This is a genomic window from Sedimentibacter sp. B4, assembly GCF_000309315.1.
Taxonomy (GTDB): Bacteria; Bacillota; Clostridia; order Tissierellales; family Sedimentibacteraceae; genus Sedimentibacter; species Sedimentibacter saalensis.
The window spans coordinates 71,465-96,085 of the sequence record NZ_CANG01000007.1 but is presented as its reverse complement, the minus strand read 5'-3'; the positions used below and the strand labels follow the sequence as shown (position 1 = coordinate 96,085).

21 protein-coding genes are annotated in these 24,621 nt (G+C 35.8%); 3 read left to right on the top strand and 18 right to left on the bottom strand.

All coding sequences use genetic code 11. The features are described 5' to 3' along the window. The first annotated feature begins 44 nt into the window (after positions 1-44). Positions 45-1,211 carry a hypothetical protein gene (locus tag BN358_RS01045; protein WP_019227461.1) on the top strand — a complete coding sequence of 389 codons (1,167 nt, stop codon included), beginning with the start codon at positions 45-47 and terminating at the stop codon, positions 1,209-1,211. A 33-nt stretch (positions 1,212-1,244) separates the two neighbouring features. Here the strand turns inward: BN358_RS01045 and BN358_RS01040 are convergent, their stop codons facing one another. The 9 genes from BN358_RS01040 to BN358_RS01000 form a co-directional block, all read right to left on the bottom strand. Beyond that, positions 1,245-1,709 (bottom strand): flavodoxin family protein, encoded by a 465-nt coding sequence (locus BN358_RS01040; protein ID WP_019227460.1) that lies wholly within the window; start codon positions 1,707-1,709, stop codon positions 1,245-1,247. Positions 1,710-1,721: 12 nt separating this feature from the next. Continuing rightward, the gene (locus BN358_RS01035; protein WP_019227459.1) at positions 1,722-2,099 is read right to left on the bottom strand and encodes a DUF2809 domain-containing protein; all 378 of its coding nucleotides are present in this window, start codon (positions 2,097-2,099) and stop codon (positions 1,722-1,724) included. Continuing rightward, the gene (locus BN358_RS01030; RefSeq protein WP_019227458.1) at positions 2,096-2,416 is read right to left on the bottom strand and encodes a putative heavy metal-binding protein; all 321 of its coding nucleotides are present in this window, start codon (positions 2,414-2,416) and stop codon (positions 2,096-2,098) included. Before BN358_RS01030 ends, BN358_RS01035 begins: the two co-directional genes overlap by 4 nt. 141 nt (positions 2,417-2,557) lie before the next feature. Further along, a complete protein-coding gene (locus tag BN358_RS01025) occupies positions 2,558-2,938 on the bottom strand; it encodes a hypothetical protein (RefSeq protein ID WP_019227457.1) in 381 nt (126 codons plus the stop codon). Positions 2,939-3,118: 180 nt separating this feature from the next. Then, on the bottom strand, positions 3,119-4,546 hold the full coding sequence (locus BN358_RS01020) for an APC family permease (RefSeq protein ID WP_019227456.1): 1,428 nt from the start codon (positions 4,544-4,546) through the stop codon (positions 3,119-3,121). Positions 4,547-4,698: 152 nt separating this feature from the next. Further along, positions 4,699-5,823: an ATP-NAD kinase family protein gene (locus BN358_RS01015; RefSeq protein WP_019227455.1), complete on the bottom strand. Its 1,125-nt coding sequence runs from the start codon at positions 5,821-5,823 to the stop codon at positions 4,699-4,701. A gap of 93 nt (positions 5,824-5,916) precedes the next feature. Next, the gene (gcvPB, locus tag BN358_RS01010) at positions 5,917-7,500 is read right to left on the bottom strand and encodes an aminomethyl-transferring glycine dehydrogenase subunit GcvPB (protein ID WP_019227454.1); all 1,584 of its coding nucleotides are present in this window, start codon (positions 7,498-7,500) and stop codon (positions 5,917-5,919) included. Between the two features lie 31 nt (positions 7,501-7,531). After that, positions 7,532-8,917 carry an aminomethyl-transferring glycine dehydrogenase subunit GcvPA gene (gene gcvPA, locus BN358_RS01005; protein ID WP_019227453.1) on the bottom strand — a complete coding sequence of 462 codons (1,386 nt, stop codon included), beginning with the start codon at positions 8,915-8,917 and terminating at the stop codon, positions 7,532-7,534. Between the two features lie 219 nt (positions 8,918-9,136). Next, positions 9,137-9,913, bottom strand: a complete 777-nt coding sequence (locus tag BN358_RS01000; RefSeq protein WP_019227452.1) for a glucose 1-dehydrogenase — start codon at positions 9,911-9,913, stop codon at positions 9,137-9,139. Between the two features lie 375 nt (positions 9,914-10,288). On the opposite strand from BN358_RS01000, the gene BN358_RS00995 reads away from it, so the two are divergent. Then, positions 10,289-11,281, top strand: coding sequence for a sigma-54-dependent Fis family transcriptional regulator (locus BN358_RS00995; RefSeq protein WP_019227451.1), 993 nt, complete (start codon positions 10,289-10,291; stop codon positions 11,279-11,281). Positions 11,282-11,307: 26 nt separating this feature from the next. Beyond that, positions 11,308-12,666 carry a glutamine synthetase family protein gene (locus tag BN358_RS00990; RefSeq protein ID WP_019227450.1) on the top strand — a complete coding sequence of 453 codons (1,359 nt, stop codon included), beginning with the start codon at positions 11,308-11,310 and terminating at the stop codon, positions 12,664-12,666. 63 nt (positions 12,667-12,729) lie between these two features. Here BN358_RS00990 and BN358_RS00985 read toward each other — a convergent pair whose 3' ends face one another. From BN358_RS00985 to BN358_RS00945, 9 genes are all read right to left on the bottom strand, one after another. Further along, positions 12,730-13,878 carry an ABC transporter permease gene (locus BN358_RS00985; protein WP_019227449.1) on the bottom strand — a complete coding sequence of 383 codons (1,149 nt, stop codon included), beginning with the start codon at positions 13,876-13,878 and terminating at the stop codon, positions 12,730-12,732. Further along, positions 13,829-15,019 (bottom strand): ABC transporter permease, encoded by a 1,191-nt coding sequence (locus BN358_RS00980; RefSeq protein WP_019227448.1) that lies wholly within the window; start codon positions 15,017-15,019, stop codon positions 13,829-13,831. The genes BN358_RS00985 and BN358_RS00980 overlap by 50 nt, the downstream gene beginning before the upstream one ends. Before the next feature lie 12 nt (positions 15,020-15,031). After that, positions 15,032-16,282: an HlyD family secretion protein gene (locus BN358_RS00975; protein WP_019227447.1), complete on the bottom strand. Its 1,251-nt coding sequence runs from the start codon at positions 16,280-16,282 to the stop codon at positions 15,032-15,034. A gap of 38 nt (positions 16,283-16,320) precedes the next feature. Next, positions 16,321-18,000 carry a TolC family protein gene (locus tag BN358_RS00970; RefSeq protein WP_019227446.1) on the bottom strand — a complete coding sequence of 560 codons (1,680 nt, stop codon included), beginning with the start codon at positions 17,998-18,000 and terminating at the stop codon, positions 16,321-16,323. Between the two features lie 18 nt (positions 18,001-18,018). Then, positions 18,019-18,300, bottom strand: coding sequence for a hypothetical protein (locus BN358_RS00965; protein ID WP_019227445.1), 282 nt, complete (start codon positions 18,298-18,300; stop codon positions 18,019-18,021). 350 nt (positions 18,301-18,650) lie between these two features. Beyond that, entirely contained in the window at positions 18,651-20,399 is a 1,749-nt protein-coding gene (locus BN358_RS00960) for an ATP-binding protein (protein WP_019227444.1), read from the bottom strand. Position 20,400: 1 nt separating this feature from the next. Continuing rightward, positions 20,401-21,090 (bottom strand): response regulator transcription factor, encoded by a 690-nt coding sequence (locus BN358_RS00955; RefSeq protein ID WP_019227443.1) that lies wholly within the window; start codon positions 21,088-21,090, stop codon positions 20,401-20,403. Between the two features lie 207 nt (positions 21,091-21,297). Beyond that, positions 21,298-22,089 (bottom strand): hypothetical protein, encoded by a 792-nt coding sequence (locus BN358_RS00950; RefSeq protein WP_019227442.1) that lies wholly within the window; start codon positions 22,087-22,089, stop codon positions 21,298-21,300. Between the two features lie 193 nt (positions 22,090-22,282). Further along, complete coding sequence (locus tag BN358_RS00945; protein WP_040581843.1) at positions 22,283-24,574, bottom strand: PAS domain-containing sensor histidine kinase; 2,292 nt, start codon at positions 24,572-24,574, stop codon at positions 22,283-22,285. Positions 24,575-24,621 lie beyond the last annotated feature (47 nt).

The window sequence follows — 24,621 nt, the reverse complement described above, 5'->3', positions numbered from 1 at the left end:
CCATGCAGAAATGCATGGTATCCGGTTTTTTGTTGGAGGAAGTTATGAAAAATTATGTTGTTAAGGTATCAGAAAAAAATACAGGAGTTCTGGCTGTACTAGGTCACGCCGGAATAGGACACGTCCACAGCCACTCAGGTTTTGTTCAGGATGATTCTGCAGGTTTTGCAGTTGTTGCTTCTATAATGAAGGAAGCTTTTAAGGTTGACACAACCATACAATATGTTACAGGAAATTCTGAAACAGGCTCCATAACAGTCGAAACATATGGTGGAGGAATAGGAACGTCTCATACAAGAAGAGGGCTCACTCCTCAGGAAGTACTCATGCTCAGAAGAGCTGAAGGCGAAGACGGCATATATACCCAGACTGTGGCTGTGAAAACTTTCGGCAGGATGTACGGACAGGGAGCCATGGAAACACCAGTTGCACTGCAAGGTGCAATAGCTCTGGCAGTAATGGATTCATTTTGCAAAAAATCTCCCCACAAAATTCTCACAACACATGAAAAATATGAAGGACTCATTGATAAAATGGCCGGAACTGTTGTTGATATAAACGGAATACCTGTATCACTGCTTTTGAACATAAACGGTTCTGAAGGAGGAATAGGACCTGCTGAAGACAATGAAGGAAACACCGCCCTAGGTCAAAAGGGAGAAATCATGAGACTCCTTGGCATTCGTGACGTTCCAAACATAATAGTTGAAAGTAAATCATACGTGCCGTCCCTGTCAAAAGAGATAAATTGCAGCACATTCTTATTCCGGGGCCAGGAAATGATTGACAACACAGATGTTGCAAAGGCACTGGCAAGTGCAGCCAACGACTTGAGTCTACCATATATTTTTAAAAATGACTCACTTCCCATATCAAAAGGGAGTCTCGAAAATGCCACCATAAATTTTGCCAGGGAAATAATAAAACTTGGTGAAAGACTGTCAGGAGCCCAATCAGCAATTGACAAAACATCAATCATAGCTGAAATTGCTAGAATGGTCAGTGAAGATGCAGGAGGAATAAGCTTCATGTCAAATGATCTCCACGACACAGTAAGGGCAGCAGGCATAGTTCCGGGAACAGCCTCTGTAATGTCCCTCCTTGTGCCGAAAGAATATATAAATTACTGGAAAATTCCAGTTTTAACACCGGAAGATGTTGAGCAGTACATGAGAATAATTTTTTGTGCTGCTGAAAAACTACAGCCATAAATTTAATGCCCCCGACATTGGCAGGGGCATCTCTTAAATCTTAACCCATTTTTTGGCCCTTTCAATTTCTCCGTCCTTAAGAGGGCCTTCTGAATCATTTACTATAAATCCTTCCGGCTGCTTAGCAAGAGTTCCTCCCTTTTTAACCAGCTTTTCTCCTATTGGTTCTGCTGCATAACCAAAATGCTTAACCATAAAATTAAGAACCTTGTTGTCGATTTTCTTCACATCAGACCTTGTGTCAAACGCCAGAACCTTTATACCAACAAGCTCCCCGGCAGGCATCATGTTAAGAAACTCAGACACTTCCTTTGTTGGTTTAAATCCCCTTGTGGGAGAACCAACAACCAGCAAATCCACCCCTTCCAGCAGTCCCTGATGATATTTCCCTACGTGGACGGCAGATGCTTCACCAATTTCCTTCATTGATTCCTCCATGGCCATAGCCACGGTCTTTGTATTTCCGAATACAGAGTCATATACTATCAATGTCTTCATTAGAAATCACCCCTATCGTAGCCGAATCGGCAAAAGTTCCAACACAAGTATGATTATAAATCCAATGAAATAACAAAACAAATCCTTCGCATCAAAAGTTGAACCAATCAATATTCTGGCAAAAGTATTTTCTTCCAATCCTAAAAGACTGATTAATTGAAAATATTGCAGAACCTCTACAAGAGCAGCAAATATAAACACATAAAGGGGCATTAGCTTCACTTTGTCAGGAACAAAAATCCTAACAAAGAAATAGACAACTCCTACCACAAGGACGTCACCAACGTAGGGCCTTATGAAATCATCATGTACATATATGGCAATTGCAATCTCAACCATCAACAATATCAAGAAAGCAATGGCGTAATATGCTCTTTTATTCCTTATCATTGAACTACAACTGCTGTTCCCGATACCGTAACCATGAGCATGTTGTTAGCCTGGCCAAGCACCTCGTAATCAACGTCAACGCCGACTATGGCATTGGCTCCTAGGCTTGCAGCCCTTTGCATCATTTCATTCAGCGCACTTTCCCTTGCATCGATTAGCTCGCCTTCATAAGATCCTGACCTTCCCCCGAAGAAGTTTGTTAGTCCTGCTGCAAAATCCTTTACAAAATCAACTCCCGAAACAACTTCTCCAAAAACAATTCCCCTGTACTCAACTATTTTTCTTCCTTCTACAGTAGGTGTAGTAGTTACTATCATATTGCCCTCCAAATAACATTCTCTTTCTATAATTTATTCCATTTACATACATTAATGATATATTTTGTATCTTTATCTGTCAACCAATATAAAACATACCTACCTATTACAGTTGCTGAAAAACTGTTTAATTGTTCAATGTCATTCTTTTTTTCTTATACTTTTTAAAAAATGATGGACTGTCTGAACAATAATTCCTGCAAACAGTCCTGCTGTAACAAACATGAACAATGACAGTATGCCTGCCAGGTCTCCCCAGCCATCTAAATTGTCCATAAATCTGCGAAACATTTCAAAATATCCGATTACTATACCTGCAATGAAAAATATCAAAGCATATTTTAACTTATAAAAATGAAAAACCGCAGATATGCCTCCTAATATCAATGAAAACAATACATAATATGCTATGTTTTCTGTTATTACATCTGTGTTATTAATAAATCTTATCCCTGTGTACATCAATACAAAAGATATTGCTGCCACAATTAATCCTATGATTATTGATTTATGTTTTTTCATGCTATGCTCCTTAAAATTCATTTTATGTTAAGATTATTATACCTGAATTTTGCCGGCATAAACATGTTCTGCTTCAACTCGGTTCTATTTGCATCCAAACTTATTACATTAAAATAAAAAAGCGACAATGTGAATAAACACAATCGCTTTTTCGCAGAAAATATATTTGCTAATATCTGATTAGTATTCTTTATCACCATCAGGCGTATACATAACAACTGATGAACTCTTCCATCTTCCCAATACCATGTACATCCATAAAAATGCTCCAACAATTAAGTAAACTCCTAAACTCTTCCATGAACCTATTCCCAAACCGGTTGCACACAATAATACAGCTAATAAGGCAAAAGCCAGAGCCAGAGCTCTCATTCCCATACCACCTTTCAACTTGAATGGTGCTTCCCATTCAGGATGTTTTCGTCTTATCTGAATAGCTGATATCATGGTCAATGCATAAGCTACAGCACAGCTGAACGACATTATATTAAAAAAGTCATTCATAAATGTAGATGAATTCATAATAAGCAGAAATGCCAGGCTTATAACCAATATGAAAATATTAGGCAGTATAGGCTGGTGATGTTTGTTCACTTTTGACCAGATCGGCGGCAGGAAATTCTGTCTGCCCATTGCATAAATCAATCTGACAGCTGAAATCCAGAATCCCAAAATGCACGTTCCGATTGTAAAAAGGATTGCGAATATACCAAACAGCAATGGCCATAGCCTCCAACCAAGCATATCTTCCATTAATGTAATGGTGATAAATGATTTTGTTACTACTCCGTTTTCAAGACCAATTAGTTGTTCCCAAGGGGCCATTCCTCCTAATGCAAAGAAAAACAAAGTGTAAAGGACTCCACATGTCAATATTGATCCTAAAATTGCTTTAGCACTATCCTTAATAGGGAACGTGCCTTCCTCAACCATTTGCGGAACAGTCTCGAATCCAAAATACGGTGTAATAATCAATCCTAAACCAATTACCCAGCCTTGCATTCCCCCATCTCTCAAAACAGATCTGAACATTGGTCTCAAGTTATCAAAACTCCAATACGGACTGGTGAAGAACATGATTGAAGTTATTACTATGCCAATTAATGCTCCAAACAACATAAATGTTTGTACCTTACCTGCAATTTGAATGTCATTCAAACTTAAAAATGTATAAATCACAAGTACTACAGATGAAATAATGGCAATGTCTTTTGCTGCGAGATTAAAGTTTCCAACATGGTCAACCCATGCAATAATTCCCATCATTCCAGAAGCAGGCACTGTTACCCATGCAGCCATAATAAGCCAACTTGCCCAAAAACCCATATGCTTGTTCATTCCAATCGTGTTGTAAAGAAGTTCTCCTCCAACACGTGGAAATAACGAAGCCAGTTCACAATAAACAAATCCTATCGGTAAAACAATTATGGTCATTAACAGAAAAGCTAACCATGTGCCAGGTCCGCAGTATGACATAAATATTGTGTCCCAATACCCGATGAACGTCAAAATAGCGCCTGTAGCTAGAGCATAAACATATAATAGTCTTAAATTTCTGTTTAATCCTTCAGGTTGATTGTTTTCCATTTGAATATTTTTCTCTGACACTTTACTTCACCCCTTCAATTATTATTTAAAGTGATACGATTCGAATATATTCAAGGAATTAAACTCTTCAAAGTACATTGTTATACCATTTACTTTTCTTCTTTCCAAAAATCAACTGCTTTCTATAACTTTTGTTTGTTGTATATTAACTATCATGATATTACTTTAAACATAACAGATTCATCATAACCTACAATAACTCTGGCATAACCGCTAAGCTCCGAATTTAATACTTCGTCGCCGGTATCAACCAATAATGACTGTCCAAAAAGGGAATACATCTTGTTCTTGGTTGCAATTATTAATATGTTATCCAAACCAACTTTTCTGATCACTCTATGGCTTATTTGCTGATTACCCCTTCCAAACAAGTACCCCTGGCCGCCAATTACAGTAATGACAATCTTTGCTTTACTATACTTATCCAGATACGACAATATAGTATTTTCATTTACGTCATTGGTTATTACTTGATTATTGCAAACCAAATCCACTCCCAGAAGCGTGTTTTTCAGCTTCAATTTATCCATAACGCCTCTGACTGTTGAACCTGTTCCCATTATATAAAGCACATCTTTTTCCATATTGAAAGCAATGTATCTGGATACCAAATCTAAAGCCGCTTCTTCTCCTGCTGCCCTGCCGCTTTTCAGATTTTGAACCATCTTTGTATCGTAAGGCACCTTCATATAACCATACAACCTGGCATTCACAACCCCTTCTCGAAAAGCATCCTCGTCAATATCCATTACCTCAGATAATCTTAAATCTTTAACCTTCCCTTGTAGAAATTTCAAAACAAGCTTCCCTGCTGTTTTTGGATTTATTGCATATACGGCAGAATGTATTTTACAACCTCCAGGTATTCCTAAAACAGCTATTCTATCACCAACTGCATCCATAATATTTCTTGCAGTTCCGTCTCCTCCTGCAAAGAGTATCAGATCAACACCTATTTCATACATCTCTTTGGCAGCTCTTATAGTGTCTTCCGGTTTTGTATTTGAAGAATGCATATGATTAATGACTATAGGTTCTAAACCACATGCCCTGACCTCATTTTCTCCCATTTCATTCGGATAAGTATATATTTCTAAGGTGTCATCTTCAAATTGCTTAATCTGACTTATAGCAACTACAGCTTTATCTGGGCACTCTGGTTTTGCTCCTAATTCAATCGCTTTGGCTAATATTTCTTCACCATCTGATCCTTTTAAGCCTACTTTACCCCCCATACCTGCTACCGGATTAACAATAATTCCGATTTTTTTAGCCAAAATTACACACCCTTTCCGTTGTTTTGAATACTGTCAGCAGCCTTTACTATAACAAGGTTATTATAGTTAAAGGCTACTGATTTATAAATGTTGTTACTTAACCTTTGTATATTGGTCCCCGTGCTTTTTAAGGAACGCTCTCCAGGTTATAGCCCATTTAGTCGGATCATCAAGGTCTTCTGGATTAGCCAGGTCGTGTGATGCACTCTTATGAGGAGCGGTCAACACAACTTCAGGATTTGTATAAGCTTCTTCCGCAGCTTGTTTCAGGGCTTGGTAATATTCTTCCAAGTCACACTTGCTGTATGTTTCGCACGGTTCCAAAGTCATTGGTTCAGGAATAACCCAAGGATGGTGAGAAGCCCAATACCATGGAATACCGTAATCATTTATTCTCTTATTAATATCATTTGTTCCTACTCCGGTATCATTGTACAGTTCTTCCCATGAGTATCTGCATTGTTCTTGTCTCTTGATTCCGTTGCCCAAGAATGCCTCGCCGCATCCTTTGATTGAGAGAAGAAGTTTTTCAAGATAGTTGTTATTCAATACTGAAATAGCTGCACATTCTTTCATGCCTTCAACGCCATGCATCATAGCCCAGCTGTACGCCTTCAATATAACTCCGGCAACTCCAAAATACTCTCTTACCTTGCCAAAGCTGTCAGGCATATCGTAATTCAGATAGTATTTTTCACCATTAAACTCAACCGTAGGCTTAGGTAAAAACTTAGTCAAAAATTCTCTGCAGCCAAATGCTCCGCATGCAGGACCTTCTCCGCCGTGAGGCGTTCCGAATGTCTTATGAATATTGAAATGGCACATGTCAAATCCTGCTTCTCTTGCCCTGACAACTCCCAAAAATGCATTTGCATTTGCTTGGTCATAGTAGCATAGGCCACCTACAGAATGAACCAATTCAGCAAATTTATCTATATTAGGATTGTATATACCTATGTCTTCCGGATTAGTCATAAAAATGCCGGCCAGATGATCCCCTGTTTCCTCCACGGCCTTCTTAAGAGCTTCATAATCAGGAACTCCTCTTTCATCAGGATACAGTGTGATTACCTTGTATCCTGCAGTGGCCGGAGCAGCTGCATCACATGGGTGAGAGAATATGGTCGTGATTATTGTGTCTCTCTTGTAATCCTTTCTTGAATTGTGATATGCCCTCAAAACCGAAGCAGCACAGTATACTGCCTGATTACCTCCGCCTGGCTGAAAACTGAATTTGTCCATACCTGAAATTTCCTTCATAATATGTTCAAACTTATAGTATATTTCAAGAACACCTTGTATAGTGTCAACATCCTGATCAGGATGTACATATGCAAAGTTTTCATTTAAAGCCAAAGTTTCGCACAATCTTGGGTTGTATTTCATTGTGCAGGTTCCTTCGCTCAAGTCGTTGCTGACATTCGAACCCATGGTCTCCTGAGTAAGGTGAATGTAATGTGCCAGAACATGCTTTTGGTCAACTTCAGGCAATAAAAGAGGTGATTTTCTCTGTACGTTTTGAGGTAATAAATCAGAAGCCTCACCAACCAAAGCCACTATTTCATCCTCAACCTCTGGAGTTAATATTCCCCTCGTTCCGGGAGTTGAAAGTTCATAAATCATTGGTTCATCCCAACAAGCTTCATGAAAATTTTTCCTTAAATATGCTTTACTCATCTATATATCTCCCTTCATTTATTCTTTGAAATTACATTTCTCTAAATGCTCTTACTAACGAATCAATATCATCTTTAGTCAACATTTCGGTTACAGCATACAATGCGCTGTTGCCTAGAGCCGGAAAATCATCAGTCAGGTCTATTCCGCCAAAAATATTCTTTTCGAATAGGGCCTTATTTATTTCCTTAACTGATTTTCCAAGACCATCGAAATTAACTACAAATTCCTTAAAGTTGCAGGCATCATAAATTTTAATACCTTCAATTTTAGACAGCTCATTTTTAGCATAAGCTACTCTTTGCAATATGCCATTTCCAAGGTCCTTCATTCCCTGTGGTCCCATTAATGCCAGGTAGACAGCTGCAATCATGCCATGCAATGCTGCGCAGGTTCCTATGAAGTCCTTGCCTTTTTCTCTGGAACCGTAAGAAGTTCTTTCGAAAGCAACTTGGCCAAAGCCATACTCGCCTTCTTTAACTGTCGGCAATACTCCGAACAATAATGAAGGGTATTCAGCTACAAATTTTTCTTCATCTCTGCAGGCAATGAATCCACCCAAGCCTCCTCCAAAGGACATATGAATTCCTAAAGGCTGAAGTTCACCGAGTGCATAATCAGCACCAAAGCTTCCGGGTGCCTCCAATATTCCCAACGATGTAGGATCAACACCGACAGCCACCAATGCTCCTTTTTCATGAGCAATTTTTACAATTTCTTCATATTGGGTTTCTATAAAACCTAAGTAATTTGGATTTTCAAAATAAACACATGCTGTATCTTCAGAAATTTTACTTCTTAAATCTTCTAAATCCAGGCACATATTTTCATAATCAAATTTAATTTCTTTTACTGTAATGTCCGGCTTGCAGTAGTTTTCATTTACTAGCTTTCTTTGAGGACCGATTGCTTCAGATACAAGAATTTCTTTCCTTCCTGTAGTTCTTGAAGCCATTCTTGATGTGATAGCTAAAGCATTTGCCCAATCATAGGTAGGAGTATTGCATGCATCAAATCCTGTCAAATCGCCAAGCATACTTTCGCTTTCAAACAGTATTTGGAATTTACCATGGTCAGAAAAAGCTTCGCCAACATATGAGGTTAAAATTTCATCCCTACCGCCAATGGTATCACATACAGCAGGAACATAATGATTCCAGGTTCCTCCTCCCAAGAAGCTAATGTAACTTTTGCAATTTTTATTTTTAGAAAGAATATCTTCTACATGTCTTTGAAGTCTGGCTTCAGAATGAATAGGAGCAGGTATATTCATTTCACCCTTAAACCTAAGGCGTTCCGGAATTTCCTTATAGATGTCTTCAACACTGTTCATGCCTAATTCATCCAGCATTGCTTTTTTTACTTCAGGAACAGAATTAGGAATATATGGATATACCACGTTACATTTATTACTCATCAATTTTACCTCCATTTACATTTAAATTTAAAATCAATGTGTGTATAGCTATCGCTTAATTAATAATGGCAACAACTTGATAAAATACAAGCATTATAATTATTTAAATTCAAATTACCCTCCTTTTAAATAACTGCAGCTGTAACTTTTCATTTTTATTCCTCCTTGATTGAATATTTGATATAAAATAATAATTTTTATTAACCTCGACTAAAACAATTATTGAGCTGTCCATCCGCCGTCAATTGTTAATTCAGACCCCGTCACAAAAATGGATTCATCAGATGCCAGGTATAAGTCACCGTAAGCAATATCCATTGGTCTTCCAATATATCCTATGGGGTGCAGTTTGCCGACGTTTGAAAAATATTCATCATCAGAAAGGCCTGAATCTGATGCTTCCTTTTCTGTTAAAGAAGTATGCACATAGCCTGGATGCACAGAATTAACTCTGATCTTATAACCTTTTTTGCCGCAATGAAGTGCCGCTGCCTTAGTAAGAATAGTAACAGCTCCCTTGGAAGCACAGTATGCTGCCAAATCTGGCTCTCCTACCTGGCCATCTATTGATGATCTGTTTATAATTGAGCAATTTTCACCGTTTTCTTTCATTGCAATGATAGCGTTCTTGGTTCCCAAAAATACACCTTTGGAATTAATGTCCATGACGTTATTCCATTCTGCTAAAGTTGTTTGTTCAATGTTTTTACCTAATGAAACCCCAGCATTATTTACAAGAATATTAATTTTTCCATATGTTTTAATGGCCTCAGAAATAGCATTATCCCACTCTTCTTCCCTCGCTACATTCAATTTTATAAACATAGCTTCACCGCCATCATTTCTTATTGCATCGACTACCTTTTTTCCTTGAATTACGTCAATATCGGTTAAAACAACCTTTGCTCCTTCTTTAGAAAAAAGAAGTGCATCTGCTTCCCCAATCCCCATTGCTCCACCGGTAATCATTGCCACCTTGTTATCTAGCCTACCCATTCTATACCCCCTAATTATGTATTGTTTAAATTCATATAGAAAAGTTTATGTTCAAGTTTTACATCTAATTGATTTCAAAATTATATTAGCAATATTCATACCTAATTTTTTACATTTCATGGCCAATAAAAAATAGCGATTTGATCACCTGTTAAAATTCAGCTTAAACAAGACAAGTTGATTGTCTATGAAATGTCGAAAATTGGTAAAATATTATCAACGTTTTGTTATATGCTCTTACAATTTACTGAATTTATCAAAAAGTTGAATCAATATTTTCATAATTCGAGTTTTTTCTTTTTTAATACCTGCTATAATTCATTTAAATATTAATGATTTACCCCATTTTCATTTTTGAACCAATGGAGTGCAATTATGGACCAACAAGGTGTATTTTATAGTGATGAAATGAAAGATATATTTAATATGGCTAAAAGATATGCCCAGTTTAAAACGACCATCTTAATAAATGGCGAAACCGGTGTCGGTAAAGAAGTTGTGGCCAAACTAATTCACAAATACAGCAACAGAGCAAGTATGCCGTTTCTAACTGTTAATTGCGGCGCAATTCCGGAATCTCTCCTTGATTCCGAACTCTTTGGGTATGAAAGCGGAGCATTTACAGGTGCCAACACTAAAGGAAGCATGGGCTTATTTGAATCTGCCCATAAAGGCACCCTGCTATTGGATGAAATTGGCGAACTGTCCCCACAGCTTCAGGTAAAGCTGCTCAGGGTATTGCAGGAGCATGAAGTCAGGAGAATTGGCGGAAGTTGGTCCAAATCAATTGACGTCAGAATTATTGCATGTACCAACGCTGACTTATGGAACTTAGTTAAGAATGGGACTTTTAGGAAGGATTTGTATTTCAGATTAAGTGTAGCAACAATTACAATACCGCCTTTGCGTGAAAGAAAAGCAGACATTCTGCCTCTGTTGGAACAATTTTTGCATGAACTGATAAGTATGTATAACATTGACAGAACATTTGACGAATCTGCATTGTACTTAATTACTAACCATACATTTTACGGCAATGTAAGGGAACTGAGAAACATTGTTGAATCCTCTTACATTACAGCTCAAGATAATATAATTACAACAAATGACTTACCAAAATATTTGATTGAATCATCATCGATTAAAATAAAAACCATCACTGAAAAATGCTCTCATACTTTAGATGAAATGCTCAATGATTATGAAAAAGAAATCATTACAAATGCACTTACACATTCCAACACCATACGCAAGGCTGCGATTAAACTTGGTATAAGCAATACAACATTGCTTCGCAGAATAAAAGTGTACAACCTTGAAGAAATAATCAACCATCATGATGATTTTGAAGCAAACATAATTACATGACAATATTTTATAATGGAGGTGATTACATGTCCGATAAAATCATTGATGAAAAGAATGTTTACATAGAACATGTAACTCAGTTAATTCAGGAAAACAGAATCAAGACCGTAATAGTATGCGTAAACGACAATTCAAATATTAATCGTTCAAGGTTTGTTTCAGTGGAACACTTCATGTCAAGTGTTGTTAATAGTGGCATTGGTTTATCTTCTGCAGTTTTTGCATTTGACACAAAAGGTGAGTTAAATGACAAAGTCGGAGGCGGTTACAAAGGGGGATTCCCAAGCTGTGTAGTTAAACCTGACCTATCCACATTTTCCATAGTTCCATACTTACCTAATACTGCAAGGGTAATCGGCGATGTTTATGACTCATTCGGAAATCTCATAGAATACACACCTCGAAACGTATTAAAAAAAGTGATTTCTCTTTATAAAAAAGAAGGAATCATTATAAGAGGAGCTTTCGAATATGAATTTTTTATTTTCGAAAAAAACAATGACTCATTAAAACCAATCTACAACAGTATACAATGCTACTCAGAAGTTCATGAGCCGGTGCTGATAAACATAATTCAAGACATCATGAATAATTTATCAGCAATAGGTGCAGGCCCTGAAATTGCAAATACAGAATATGCTTCCGGGCAACTGGAGATTACGAATTCGCCATTTTATGGTGTGGAAATCGCCGACATGGCCTCTTATTACAAAATGACTATTAAAGAAATAATCAAAAACAAAAATCTTATTGCGACTTTCATGGCAAAACCAAAGGCAAACCAAAACGGAAGCGGAGCACACCTGCACATTTCCTTTTATGATGAAGATGGCAACAACCTGTTCAGTGACAATAATTTTCCGGATGGTTTATCAGATATATGCCATCATTTTATTGCCGGACAGTTAAAACATGCCAAAGGACTATGCGGCTTGGTTAATCCTACCGTTAACAGCTACAAAAGGCTTGAAGAGTATAGATTTGCTCCGACCTCCATTTCCTGGGGCTATGAACACAGAGGAGCCATGATAAGAGTCCCCTTTGCAAGAAACCAAAATGCCAGGATAGAAAATAAATTGCCAGGTTCAGATACAAATCCGTATATCACATTAGCTGCAGTATTGGCAGCAGGACTGGACGGTATTAAAAACAAAATTCAATCACCAAATTCATGCAACGGTGACACAACATATGAAAATTGTTATGAAAGATTTCCCATTACCTTGATAGATGCCATAAATCAATTAAAAAAAGATACATACTTTAAAAACATCCTTGGAGAAGAATTCATTAACCAATACATCCTTCTTCGGGAATATGAATGGAACAGATACATGAAACACGTCAGTGATTGGGAAATATCTGAGTACCTGGAGCAAATATAAAAAACGGTTGTTTGTGTTAGACTTCTAAAACACAAACAACCGTGATATCACAAGATGTTATTTTCACATAATCTCCGGAACCATAACCTGATTGAAAGTTTTTTTGTAGAAAAAAATTCCAATGGGCAGCCATACCATAGCAAAGAGAACCATCTGCAGAATATTAGGAATAGTTGCACTAAAACTCATACCTTTTATTAAAACTTCCTGCACAACCTTGGCATAATTAATCACCGGCCAACAGGCTCTGATTAAAAATTCCAGCAGTCTTGGCATTTGGTCAACAGGCCATACGCCGCCGCAAGAACAAAAAGTAGGAAGAGACAGCATAAATTCTATTTGGGAATACTTTACCCTGTCCTTTGTCATGGAAGCAATCAATAACGATGGCCCTGTAAGTGCAATAAGAAAAACCACAGTCATAAGTAACACTGTCCATATGTTTCCTACCATAGGCACATAAAAAAGCTTGCGGAGAATGACCATGCTGACTGCAACTGCCGGAAGTATGCCAACAAAACAAGCACTGACGGCAGCAAGTACCTTTGACATTACATTCCCACTGTTAATGTACTCATTGTCTCTGATAAAAGTTGATCCCATTGCAGAAAGCATCAATTGCTGAACAAATACTGCCAGGAAGCAGATCATCAAATAATTCATATATGTCATCTTTGGATCAAACAGCATTCTTTCTCCTACATTGTAGACAAGGGCCATGTCCTGGGCTGTCTTTGGCGATACGCCTTTACCCTGGATAAGCTTCATCTCTATTCCGGCAGATATTGACTGAGTAATTAATGTTGCCTGAGCAATTGCATTGTTTGCCATAACAATATTTGTGCCATCGGTAATGGCTAAAATTTGTGATGACTGATACGTAGATACCTTACTTTCAAAACCTTTAGGAATGCAAATTCCCATTTGTACCTTCCCGTCATCAATGAGGTTTTCAAGTTCCTTTCTTGTGGCTGGGTAGTTTGTTACTTCAAAACGTTCATTGCTTAAAAAATAACTGCCCACAAGATTGCTGAGGGTAGAACCGTCCTCATCCAGAATGGCAATAGGTATATCCTTAACATAGTCATTGTAGTAAACTCCTCCAAAAAACAATGTTAAAAAAATTGGTCCTATAAAAAGAAGAATCATCATTCCTTTATACTTAAATATCGAGCGGAATTCCCGTATGAATGTTTCCTTGTAAGTCATCATCCATCACCTCCTTGTCCTCAGACTCTCTGTCAGCAATAATCATAACCAGTTCTGTCAATATAAGAATTATAGCTCCAAATGCAAACAGATATGAAACATCACTAATAATCTGCTGCAGTGATGTCCCTTTCAAATATATGTCCCTGATATTATTTGCATAATGTGCAAATGGCATGTACCTGGCAAAACTTTGATAACCTGCAGGCATGGATATTATTGGCCATGTTGTTCCTGCCATAGCGGAGTTAGGAATAAATAAAACTGCACCGCCAACCAGGCATACCATTCTGTTTTTTATCAATGAAGATATCATTACGCAAAAGGCAGACACTGAAAAGCTGAGTCCTAATGTCAGTATAAGTAAATTCATTAAATTTCCTTTAAACGGCACATTAAATAATCCAATTTGAAGAATCATGCAAATCATCATGCTCAGGCTTCCAAACAGCGTATAGAACAAAACCTTGCCTGATGCATAGCCTAACCTTGTCATCTTTTCTTCATAAAATATTTTTTGATCAACAGATACTGTAGCGGTCAGTGCTATTGCTGACTGAATATATCCTGCCAGAAGAACCGGCGTCAAAAAAAACTCAAAGCTTTTTGACGAATTATACAGCACTCTGTTATTGAACTGAAAAGCCTGAGCAATGTTGTAGGCTTCTTTATATGACATATTAAGCCTTCCTGTTAACTGCGAAATGGCAGCACCTGCCTTATAGGTTAACAGAATTTCTGTTGCTTTTGCTTTAGCCGTACTTGTAATTGACAAATGGCTGCCGTCATAAACCATCAATACAGTTGGTGATTTTAATGAAGCTATATCGTTGTAAAAATTTTCAGGAATAATCAACCCGGCACGAACCTTACTGTTCTTCATTAATTTTTCAAGCTCCTGCTCATTGGCTGGATAACTTGTGACCTTAAAAGTCTCATTTTGATCAAATTTTTCTACCAGCTGACGGCTGAATGATGAATTATCATAATTGATGACTGCTATGGGAATATCAGTTATAACTCCTTTAGACAATTCAACACCAAGCAGGATTACAACAAGCAAAGGTATTATAAAAAGAACCAATAAATTTATTTTATTTTCAACAAAGCTTGCACACTCTTGTTTAAAGCTTTTTACTAACATCTTCCCCACATCCTAATTTGCAAAATTTACAATAGCGGTCATACCAGGTCTGATGGATTGATCCAAATTATCAATTTCTATTTTTACCCCAAACGAAACAATATCAAAACTTCCATTTTCATTTGTTGCCTTTTTAACTGCAAAATCAGGTTCTTTATTTATTGTTACTACAGTGCCTTTGTATGTTTTATTTTTATAGGCAGCTAATGTTACATCAACAGTCTGTCCTTCCGATACCCCTTCTAATTTATTCTCATCCAGATTTATGCTGACCCAGCATTTGTCAAGATTACTTACAGTTCCAATTGAAGTGCCAGTTGATACAAGTTCTCCTTCGTCAGAATTTATTGCAGTAATTGTTCCGTCTATTGGTGATTTAATAACTGTATCCTTCAAATACACTTCCACTTCCTGCAAACCAGCTTTTGCCTGGTCTAGTTTGCCTTGCGAAGCAGCAAGCCCGGCCTGGGCCTGACTGACCTGTGCCAGTGCAATGTTCGAAGCCTCACAGGCTTGGTTGAGCAATGAATTGCTTGACAATATACCGGCTTCGGCCAATGACAGCTGTGCACTTGCAGCTTTTTTGTCTTCAGTTCTTGCTCCTTCTTTAGCCATGCTTAAAGTTTGTTCTGATACATTCATTTGAGTCTTGATTTCCTCCAGCTTCTGATTGGAAATTGCTCCTCCCTCATTTAAAACAACTGCTCTGTCATATGTTGATTTCCATAAATTATATGCACTTTCCGCCTGGGCAACTTCCTGAGTTCTGGCACCATTTTCTGCTTTCTCATTGACTGCAGCAGCCATATTTCTTTGGCTTTGACTGGCAATGACACCTGCCTCGGCTTGCTTGACTCTTTCCTGTGCCACCTCATAAGCCCCCTGTGCCATCTCAAGTGCTGCCTGGGAAGCATCCACGCCTGCCTGTGCCTGTGCAACCTGTGCTTCTAATTGTAATTTTTTCGCTTGAATTTCTTCACTGGAAATTTCCACAATTGGATCACCAATCTTCACTTGTTGTCCTTCCTCAACATAAAACTTTACTATACGTCCGGGTATTTTAGTATTGATGCTTACGTCTTTGGCAGATACAATACCTTGACGAGCACCCGATTCCATACTTCCTCCATATATTTTTGTAGTGCCGATCGTAATTCCTAAAGCACATACAATGACAACTAATGCTATAGTAATGCTTTTTATATTTTTGCTAAACCAATCCTTGTTTATAGTCTTATTTATTTTTTCCAATAAACTTTTCATAATGTATTCCGTCCTTTCTTTTCTGTTTTAGATAATATTTAATGAATGAGTATTCCTGCATCATTTTGATATTTTATTTTTGCCATTGTATAACCATAGCTTATTTGAGCCACTTGTGCTTCAACCTCTGATAATTTTTCCTGAGCAGCAATAAGCTCTATGATTGTCCCTGAACTTTCCTGAAGATTCATTTGTTTCAGCAAAGCATTCTCTGCACCAAAACCCTGCTCATACTTAAGATTTGCAATGCGAACAACCTCTTCTGCGTTAGCTACAAGTTCTGTTGATGCCAATAGCATATCTCCGGCTGCTGTCATTGTTTCATATGACTGGTTGATTTCTGAAGTTACTGTAGTTTTTGCTTTATCAAGCTGCAGCCTTGCCCCTTCTGTCAGTAACTTTGCTTCTTTAATCCCATTTTTATTTGCTTTGTACTCAGCACGGGAATTCAGTATTTCTTCATTAAGTTCATAAATTTTTAGCTGACCAAGGGCTTTCTGTATTTCTATTCTGTTTGTCAAACCACTTTTCAGTCCATCACTTAAGTTTTCTTCTGTAACTTTGTCAAACATAGAATCTTGCAGGGTTATTTCCGTATCCATTTTTAAATTCATGTTTTCCTTAAGCTTCACAAGAGCATTCTTATAATCCGCTCCAGCAAGTCGGCAAGATATTATTGTACTGTCATAATACATCTTGCTGAGAAGCAGATCATCTTTTGCTTTCATTCCGTTATCATAAGAAAGTTTAACCATGTTGTATTGTTTTTCACCACGTTCCATGGCAACTTTTTTCAACTCATATACTTTTCTTGCATACAGTGCATCATAATAATTTTTTTGAATTAACATGGCAATTTGGTTTTTATATATGTTTTTGGCATATCTGGTGACGTCAAGATTTACTCCGGCCATTGTAATCATAAGTTCGCCTGCATCATATGCATCAAGGTTAACTAAAGAGCCATAATCAATTTTTGCATCCAGTTTTTCTGAGGTATCTTTAAGAATATCTTTAAATTCTTCTTTTTTTGCTTCAAGGGTTGATTTGGCCTCATTTACTGCAATGCTGTTTTCATCAATTTTAGACTGGTTTGAATTCAATTCAGTCTCTATACTTTGTTTAATCAATGAAAACATGCCATTTGCAGTTTCAGATGGAATTCCAATTCCAATCAATGTATCAAGAATATTTGAACCTGCTGGAATAACAATTTGATTGCCGTTAGCATCATTAATGGGATTGCCATGGGAGTCAGAAAGAGGTATGGAAATTGGAGCTATGCCATTTGATAAAAGACTCTCAGCCTGATCCACTTGTCCCTGTGCTGAATCAATTTGTTCTTCTGCATCATCAAGTTTATTCATGGCATCTTTGAGTGCATCCTTTGCTTTTTTCAAATCTGAAGAATTTTTCTTTGCATTGTTTGCTGAAATTATTGCAAGCTGAATTTTATTTTCCAACATGTCAATGCTCTTGTTGTTTTCCAGTCCATATTTTACTGCTGTGTCCACAGTCAAGTTCATAGTTTCCTGCGCCTTTTCACTGCTTGATGAATCCAAGGCCTCTTCCGGCTTGTCATCGTCTGAATCACCAGGAAGTGAATAGGGAGCTGCTGTAGGTTCAGCTTTAGACGTTGTATCTGCATATACAGGACAAATTGCAGACAGCAAAATCGCCGAAGCACATGTACATGCTGTTATCCTTTTAATATTCATATTTTTTACCCTTTCAATTTAATATTTACAAATATGTATTTCAATTTCATTGGATTTAACATCCAATTGCTTTAATAAATTTACAGTTTCTATTCCAATATCATGCAAAACCACATGCTTCACTTTCCTTCTTTCTATACAGTCATTAATTATTGCAGCAGGATTATCAGAAAAAAATGTGAGCATTTGCGCATCAGAGTTTTTAGAAATCGAGAACATATGCTCCAATTCCTTGCTTAACTTATTACCCCAATTGCATTTTTTCTGTACATTAATCACATATAGCTTTGTATCAGTCATGTCTGCAATTTTTCTGCCTTCTCTAATCAGTCACCCGCATTCAAATTTGGCTGTTATGCAAACAAGTGTGATATTTTCGTTTTTTATTGTTGTGTCTGGCATTTTTATACCTCTTATATCTTGTTCTTAACGTTATTATCATATTTCTTCAATATGGCACCAATATGAAATGAATTTGAACAATTGTGAACAATAAAAACGAGGCTGTTGCATTAAGTATATGTCATCCTGAGCGGTAGCGAAGGATCTCATTTTCTGAAATTCTGAGATTCTTCGGGCTAGAGCCCACAGAATGACACGATACTACACTAATGCAACAGTCTCGTTATCTTTGTTTTCTTATGTTAATATTATAAATCACATATTTGAACAGTAAACTCAAATGAACTTCCTGCCCCATACTCACTTTTAACTTTTATTTTTTCATCCATTAAATTTAATATTTCTTTTGCTATGGATAATCCCAGCCCTGACCCCTTTTTTGATCTGGACTTATCACTCTTATAAAACCTGTCAAAAACAAACGGCAAGTCTTCTTTTTTAATGCCTGTTCCTGTATCCTTTACCGTAACCAGCACATCTTTTGTCCTGGACTCAGTAATAATTTCAATTTGACCGCCCTTTTGAGTAAATTTATAAGCATTGTCTAACAATATCACAAGAATTTGCTCAATCCTGTCGTAGTTTGTGTAAACCTTGGGCAATGGAACCGGATTATAAACAAGATTGATTTCCTCGTCAAACAGTCTATACCTCTCATAAACCATTTCTATTATAGAATCCAGGTCAACTGTTGTTTTTTCAATAACAGCTTCATTCATTTGAAGTCTTGAAAGCTCCATTATATCATCAACAAGTCTTGAAAGCCTCAGACTTTCCTGATAAATAATTTTATAGTATCTTTTTATGTCATTTTCATCGGTTACAAAAGAATCCATCAACGGCTCAATTAAACCTCTTATTGATGTAAGTGGTGATCTAAGCTCATGAGAAACATTCGCCACATAATCTCTTCGCATTTTTTCTAATTTTTCTAATTCAGTAATATCCCGGAATAAAACTACAGCACCAACAACATTATCTTTTTCATCTTGTATGGAGGCAATTACTATTCGCATAATAACATTATCATTTTCATAATTCTTTACTATGGAATATCTACCTTCTATTGCCTGAGTCAGTTCATATAATTCATCATTTATAACATGAATGTCGTCTACATTCTTACCCTTTACTTCATCTTCCGTCAGTTCAAACATTGCTAAAAACACTTTATTAAAATGTGTTATTTTCTTGTTTTCATCTACAGCAATCATGCCTTCATCAAGACTGTTCAATACTTGATGAAGCCTATTTTTTTCAATGAAAAGCTGCGAAACGTTCTTGTAAAGATCAATGGACATTTTATTTAATGTCCTTCCTAAAAGACCAATTTCACCTTTTAATGTTTCGTCTGCCCTAGCGGAAAAATCTCCCTGGCTCATGGAAATTGCAGCTTCTACAACATTTTTAACCGGTTTTGTAATTCTTTTTAACACCACGTAGGAAAGTACAATTACAAAAGGAATTACAACAATCATTGCAATTAAAAGCGATTGAAAAAATCTTTTTCTTTCCGGCAGAAAATCAGCCATGTCTACCAAGACAAAGACGGCGCCAATGCTTTTATTTTCCTTCACAATCGGCACACCTACCAAAGCAGCCGGATTGAGCTTTGACTGGTATATTTTTTCATATGTTTCATGTCCATTAAGCACTTCATCCAGAGATTTTTTCATCATAGTATTAAATGTTGAATCATTAAGTCCTTCAGCAGTAAAAACAACTGTTCCATCTGCATTTAAAACTGAATATCCTCTGATATACTCTTTTAATGAATTCATCAATATTTTTTCATATGTATCCTTACTGATGTTCCCATCCTGATATTGTATGGTGCACTCAGCAACTACAGAAAGGGCCGGCACAAATTCCTTGACCCTGTTATCTGCCTTAATGCCTTCCCATAACAACACACCCAGAAAAGCAACTAAAACAGAAGAAATTAATATGGCAATAGATATTAAAATTGTTATCCTTCGAATTAATAAATTTTTCATATCAATCTACCTCAAATTTGTAACCCACACCGTATACGGTTTGCAATCCCCAGTTCATTCCTTCCTGAGGCAGCTTGGCCCTTATTCGTTTAATGTGAGTATCAACCGTTCGAGTGTCTCCGTAATAATCACACCCCCATACCCGATCAAGAATCTGTTCTCTGGAAAAGACTTGTCCCGGATTTGAGGCCAGCAGATATAAAGTTTCTACCTCTTTGGGCGTTGAAATAATAACCTGATCATCGTATTTAACCTGATATTTTTTAAGACTTATTTCAAGATGATCAAAGAATAATGTTGATGGTTTGCCATCTGCCACATTTTCAATAATGCGTCTTCTTATTGCTTTGATTCGGGCAACAACTTCCCTGGGGCTAAATGGCTTTACAATATAATCATCAGCACCGAGTTCAAGTCCCAGTATACGGTCAATTTCTTCACCCTTGGCAGTCAGCATGATAATTGGCACCGAGCTTGTTTTCCTGACTTCCTTGCACACTTCTAATCCATTTAATTTTGGCATCATAATATCTAATATTATTAATGACGGCATAAAGCATTTAATTTGTTTAAGCGCTTCTTCCCCGTCATAAGCTGACAAGCAGTTAAAATTTTCATTTTTTAGGTAGATTTTTAATGATTCATGAACTACCGGATCATCATCACATATTAAAATATTTATTCCTTGCATTTTAGCTCTTCCTTTTTTTACTTTATGGCATTAATTTTCTTCATCAAGCTAATCATAACTTTTATGCCACAATAATAACATAATATATTTAACACCATAATCTGTCAACTTTATACACAAAAAACATATAAATCCAAGAAAAGCAGGTTGCTTCCTTGGATTTATTACATTACTATTGTATTAAATCTTTTAACTAACTACCTATTGTCATTTTCTTTTATAGTACAATAAGTAAACTTCAGATAATATAAAAATAATCATGCATGCAATAACAGTATAAATCACAGCAGGATATTGACCATTAAAGCCGCTCTCTGATGTGTGTTTTATGTAAATGCCTGCATATGCCCACAACATTACAAGACCGTATGCAATGTCCTTGTTTATAATCATGGTTAACGTTCCAATCAGCATACCTGCGATAATAATTATTACTGCCCATGTGGGTTCAGAGATTCCAAATCCGTCCCATCCGATACTGACTAAAAGTGTTGTTGCATTGGCAATAGTTGCTACGGTAATCCAGCCAAAATAAACACTGAATGGAACATTTATAAACAACTTTTCCTTTGATGTTAACTTTTCATTTTTTATTAAATAATTAATGAATATGAGGCAGTCAAGGATTACTAACATCAACACCATGGATAAAGGAATTTTGTTATAATGCCATGAGAAAATCCAGGCAGCATTGGCAACAGATGATATTGAAAAAACTATTCCCACCTTGTTCAGAAGATTTGCCTTGATAGTATCTGTATAATCCTGAAAAAATCCCAGCAGGTAAAGCGTAAAGGCAGCCAATAACAAATAAATTAATCCCCATATAGCAAACGTTATTCCTGCAGGTGCAAACAAATTGGGATATGAATTGGAAACTTCACCGGTTGTTTGTCCATTAATGGGAATAGCATTGGCCAAAATATTAACAACAATCATTAATAAATACGTTGCAGAAGCTAAGAGTTTTACAGAACATTTCACTTTATTTGCAAACATTTCAATTCCTCCTATTGGCATATTGAATATGAAATACTATCATTACTTTATATTAAAAAACTGCGATAATATTCTCTGACTTATAAAATAAGTAAACTATTATATAATATGCTGCCGAACTTATCGTATGTTTCAACATACTTACTAAAATCTTTAGCTATTATTGAGGGTCTATTTTAAGCAACAATTTCAGCTAATCAATAGAATATATGTCTGAAAATTCAATGTTTATCGTTTCAATTTTATTGTCATTGTATTGAGTTTGCTCTTTTACTTTTTTCTTTTCTATTGTCCTTACAGGAAGCTCAATTTTAAATACACTCCCTTTACCAATTTCACTGTCAACACTTATATTTCCTCCATGTAAATCAACTATTGATTTTGTTAGTGATAGCCCAATACCGCTCCCTTCTGCATTACGAGATAAAGTTTTATCTATTTGATAAAATTTTTCGAATAATAAATCCAAATGTTCCTTTTCAATTCCTACTCCTGTATCCTTTACAGATATTTCAACCGTATCTCCTTTATCTAATACATTTATGTATATTGCACCAGCTGGATTAGTAAATTTTATTGCATTTGAAATAAGGTTCAGCATAAATCTTTCTATTCTAATTGGATCACAAGCAATAATCTTCTCTTCTACATTTGAAAAAAATACAATTCTTAGTTCTCTCGACTTTACATAATCTGAAACAGACTTTTCAATATTTTCAATAATTTCCACAATATTTTCATTGCTTAGATTAAGTTTAAAGTAACCAGCTTGGCTTTTAGATAAATCCACAATATTATTAATAAGTTTTGTAAGTCTGTAACAATTTTGTTTAATACTGTTGCTGTAAATATAAAATTTGGCCTTATTTTCTTCATATAAATTATTTTTTAAATACATAAGCAGCAATTGGTTAGCAGAAAAAATAACATTAAGCGGTGTCTTAAGTTCATGTGCTACATTTGAATATATTTCTTCCTGCATTTTCAATGTGCATTCTAATACTTCCTTTGATTTTTCTTCTTCAGTGACATCGATCCAAAAAACTATAATTTCTACAATCTCATTATTAAATCCATATAATGGCTGGTATATAATTTTAGAAAATATATCTTCTCCTTCAATATTAAAATTTCGAATTTCAAAAAAGCTATTGTTTTTTGGAGAAGTATGTAACAATTCTTTCATATGAGGTTCTTCAAGAAAAACCTCATATAAATTCTTACCTTTAATAGATGACTGCAAAACAATATTTGGACTAATTTGTTTTAATTGTTCATAAGCTTTATTATTAATATCAACGAAATTAAATTCCGGATACGTAAGCCTTACAAAGCCTAAATCAAGATTATCTATTATTTTGCTTAACGAGTCATACTGAGCTTTTATATATAAGTTTTCTTCGTATTTTACTTCGTCAGTTATATCCCGCATTATTAAAACACCTGCTATAAAATTACCATTATCATCGTATATGGGAGTACCGCTTATTGATGTATATTGAGTATATTCGCTGTTTTTTCTAATAACTCTAACGTTAGAAAACGTTTCTCCATTGATTACTCTTTTTAATGGTACGTCTTCTACTGATAATAAATTATCCTTCATATCATAAATTTTAACTTCCTCATAAGCTTCATTAAAGTTTTTTGCTGCTTTAATATTAAACATAGCTTTATCTCTTGCCATTTTGTTCATTTTAATATATTCGCCATTTTTATTAAACAATATTAATTGATCAGAAATATTTTCTATAATGACTTCTAATTCTTGCTTTTGCTTTTCAATTATATTCCTGCTTACAATTTTGTCAGTCACGTCAGTGGCAGTTTGCACTAAGTACTTTGTTTCGCCTTTAATAATTATTGGTACAAAAGATAGGTTCCAATAAGTGTCTCCTTCTCCTGGGATTTCCCATTTAACTTCCTTTAAATGAAAAGGCTTACCACTTTTAATAATATTTAAAAAAAAGATTTCAAAATGTTCTTCCTTATGAGTAAATACTTCTTGCCATTTATTACCTATGCAATTTTCAATCTTCTCGTGTGGTATTTTACTAAAAATGAAAAACTTTTCATTTGCTTTCAATAAAATGTTATAACATATGCTGTAAATTGCAACACCAACATCATTATCTTCTAAAATACTTGCTGCATATGGAATTGTATCTTCAATTCTTGAATTTCTTTTTTCTTTTATAAAATAAATTTGTTGATTTTCAGATTGAATTCGTTTGCAGGAAATAGTTACCTCTCTTGGCTCATGTTCTTTAGTAAAAATATAACAGCTGCAATCACTTTCAATATCTTTAAGATTCACCTGAGTATCAATTTTCAATATATTACTTATTTCTGAAATAGATTTTCCCAACAGTTCTGTTCTTAAGTAACCAGTTAACTTTTCAAATTCATCACTTATTTCAAAAGCATAATTGTTTTTAATACTAACAAATGGTTTTGCAACACTTTTCATTAAAGTATTTTCCATGATATGCAATAATTCCCCCAATATTAATAATTGTTGTAAATGAATAT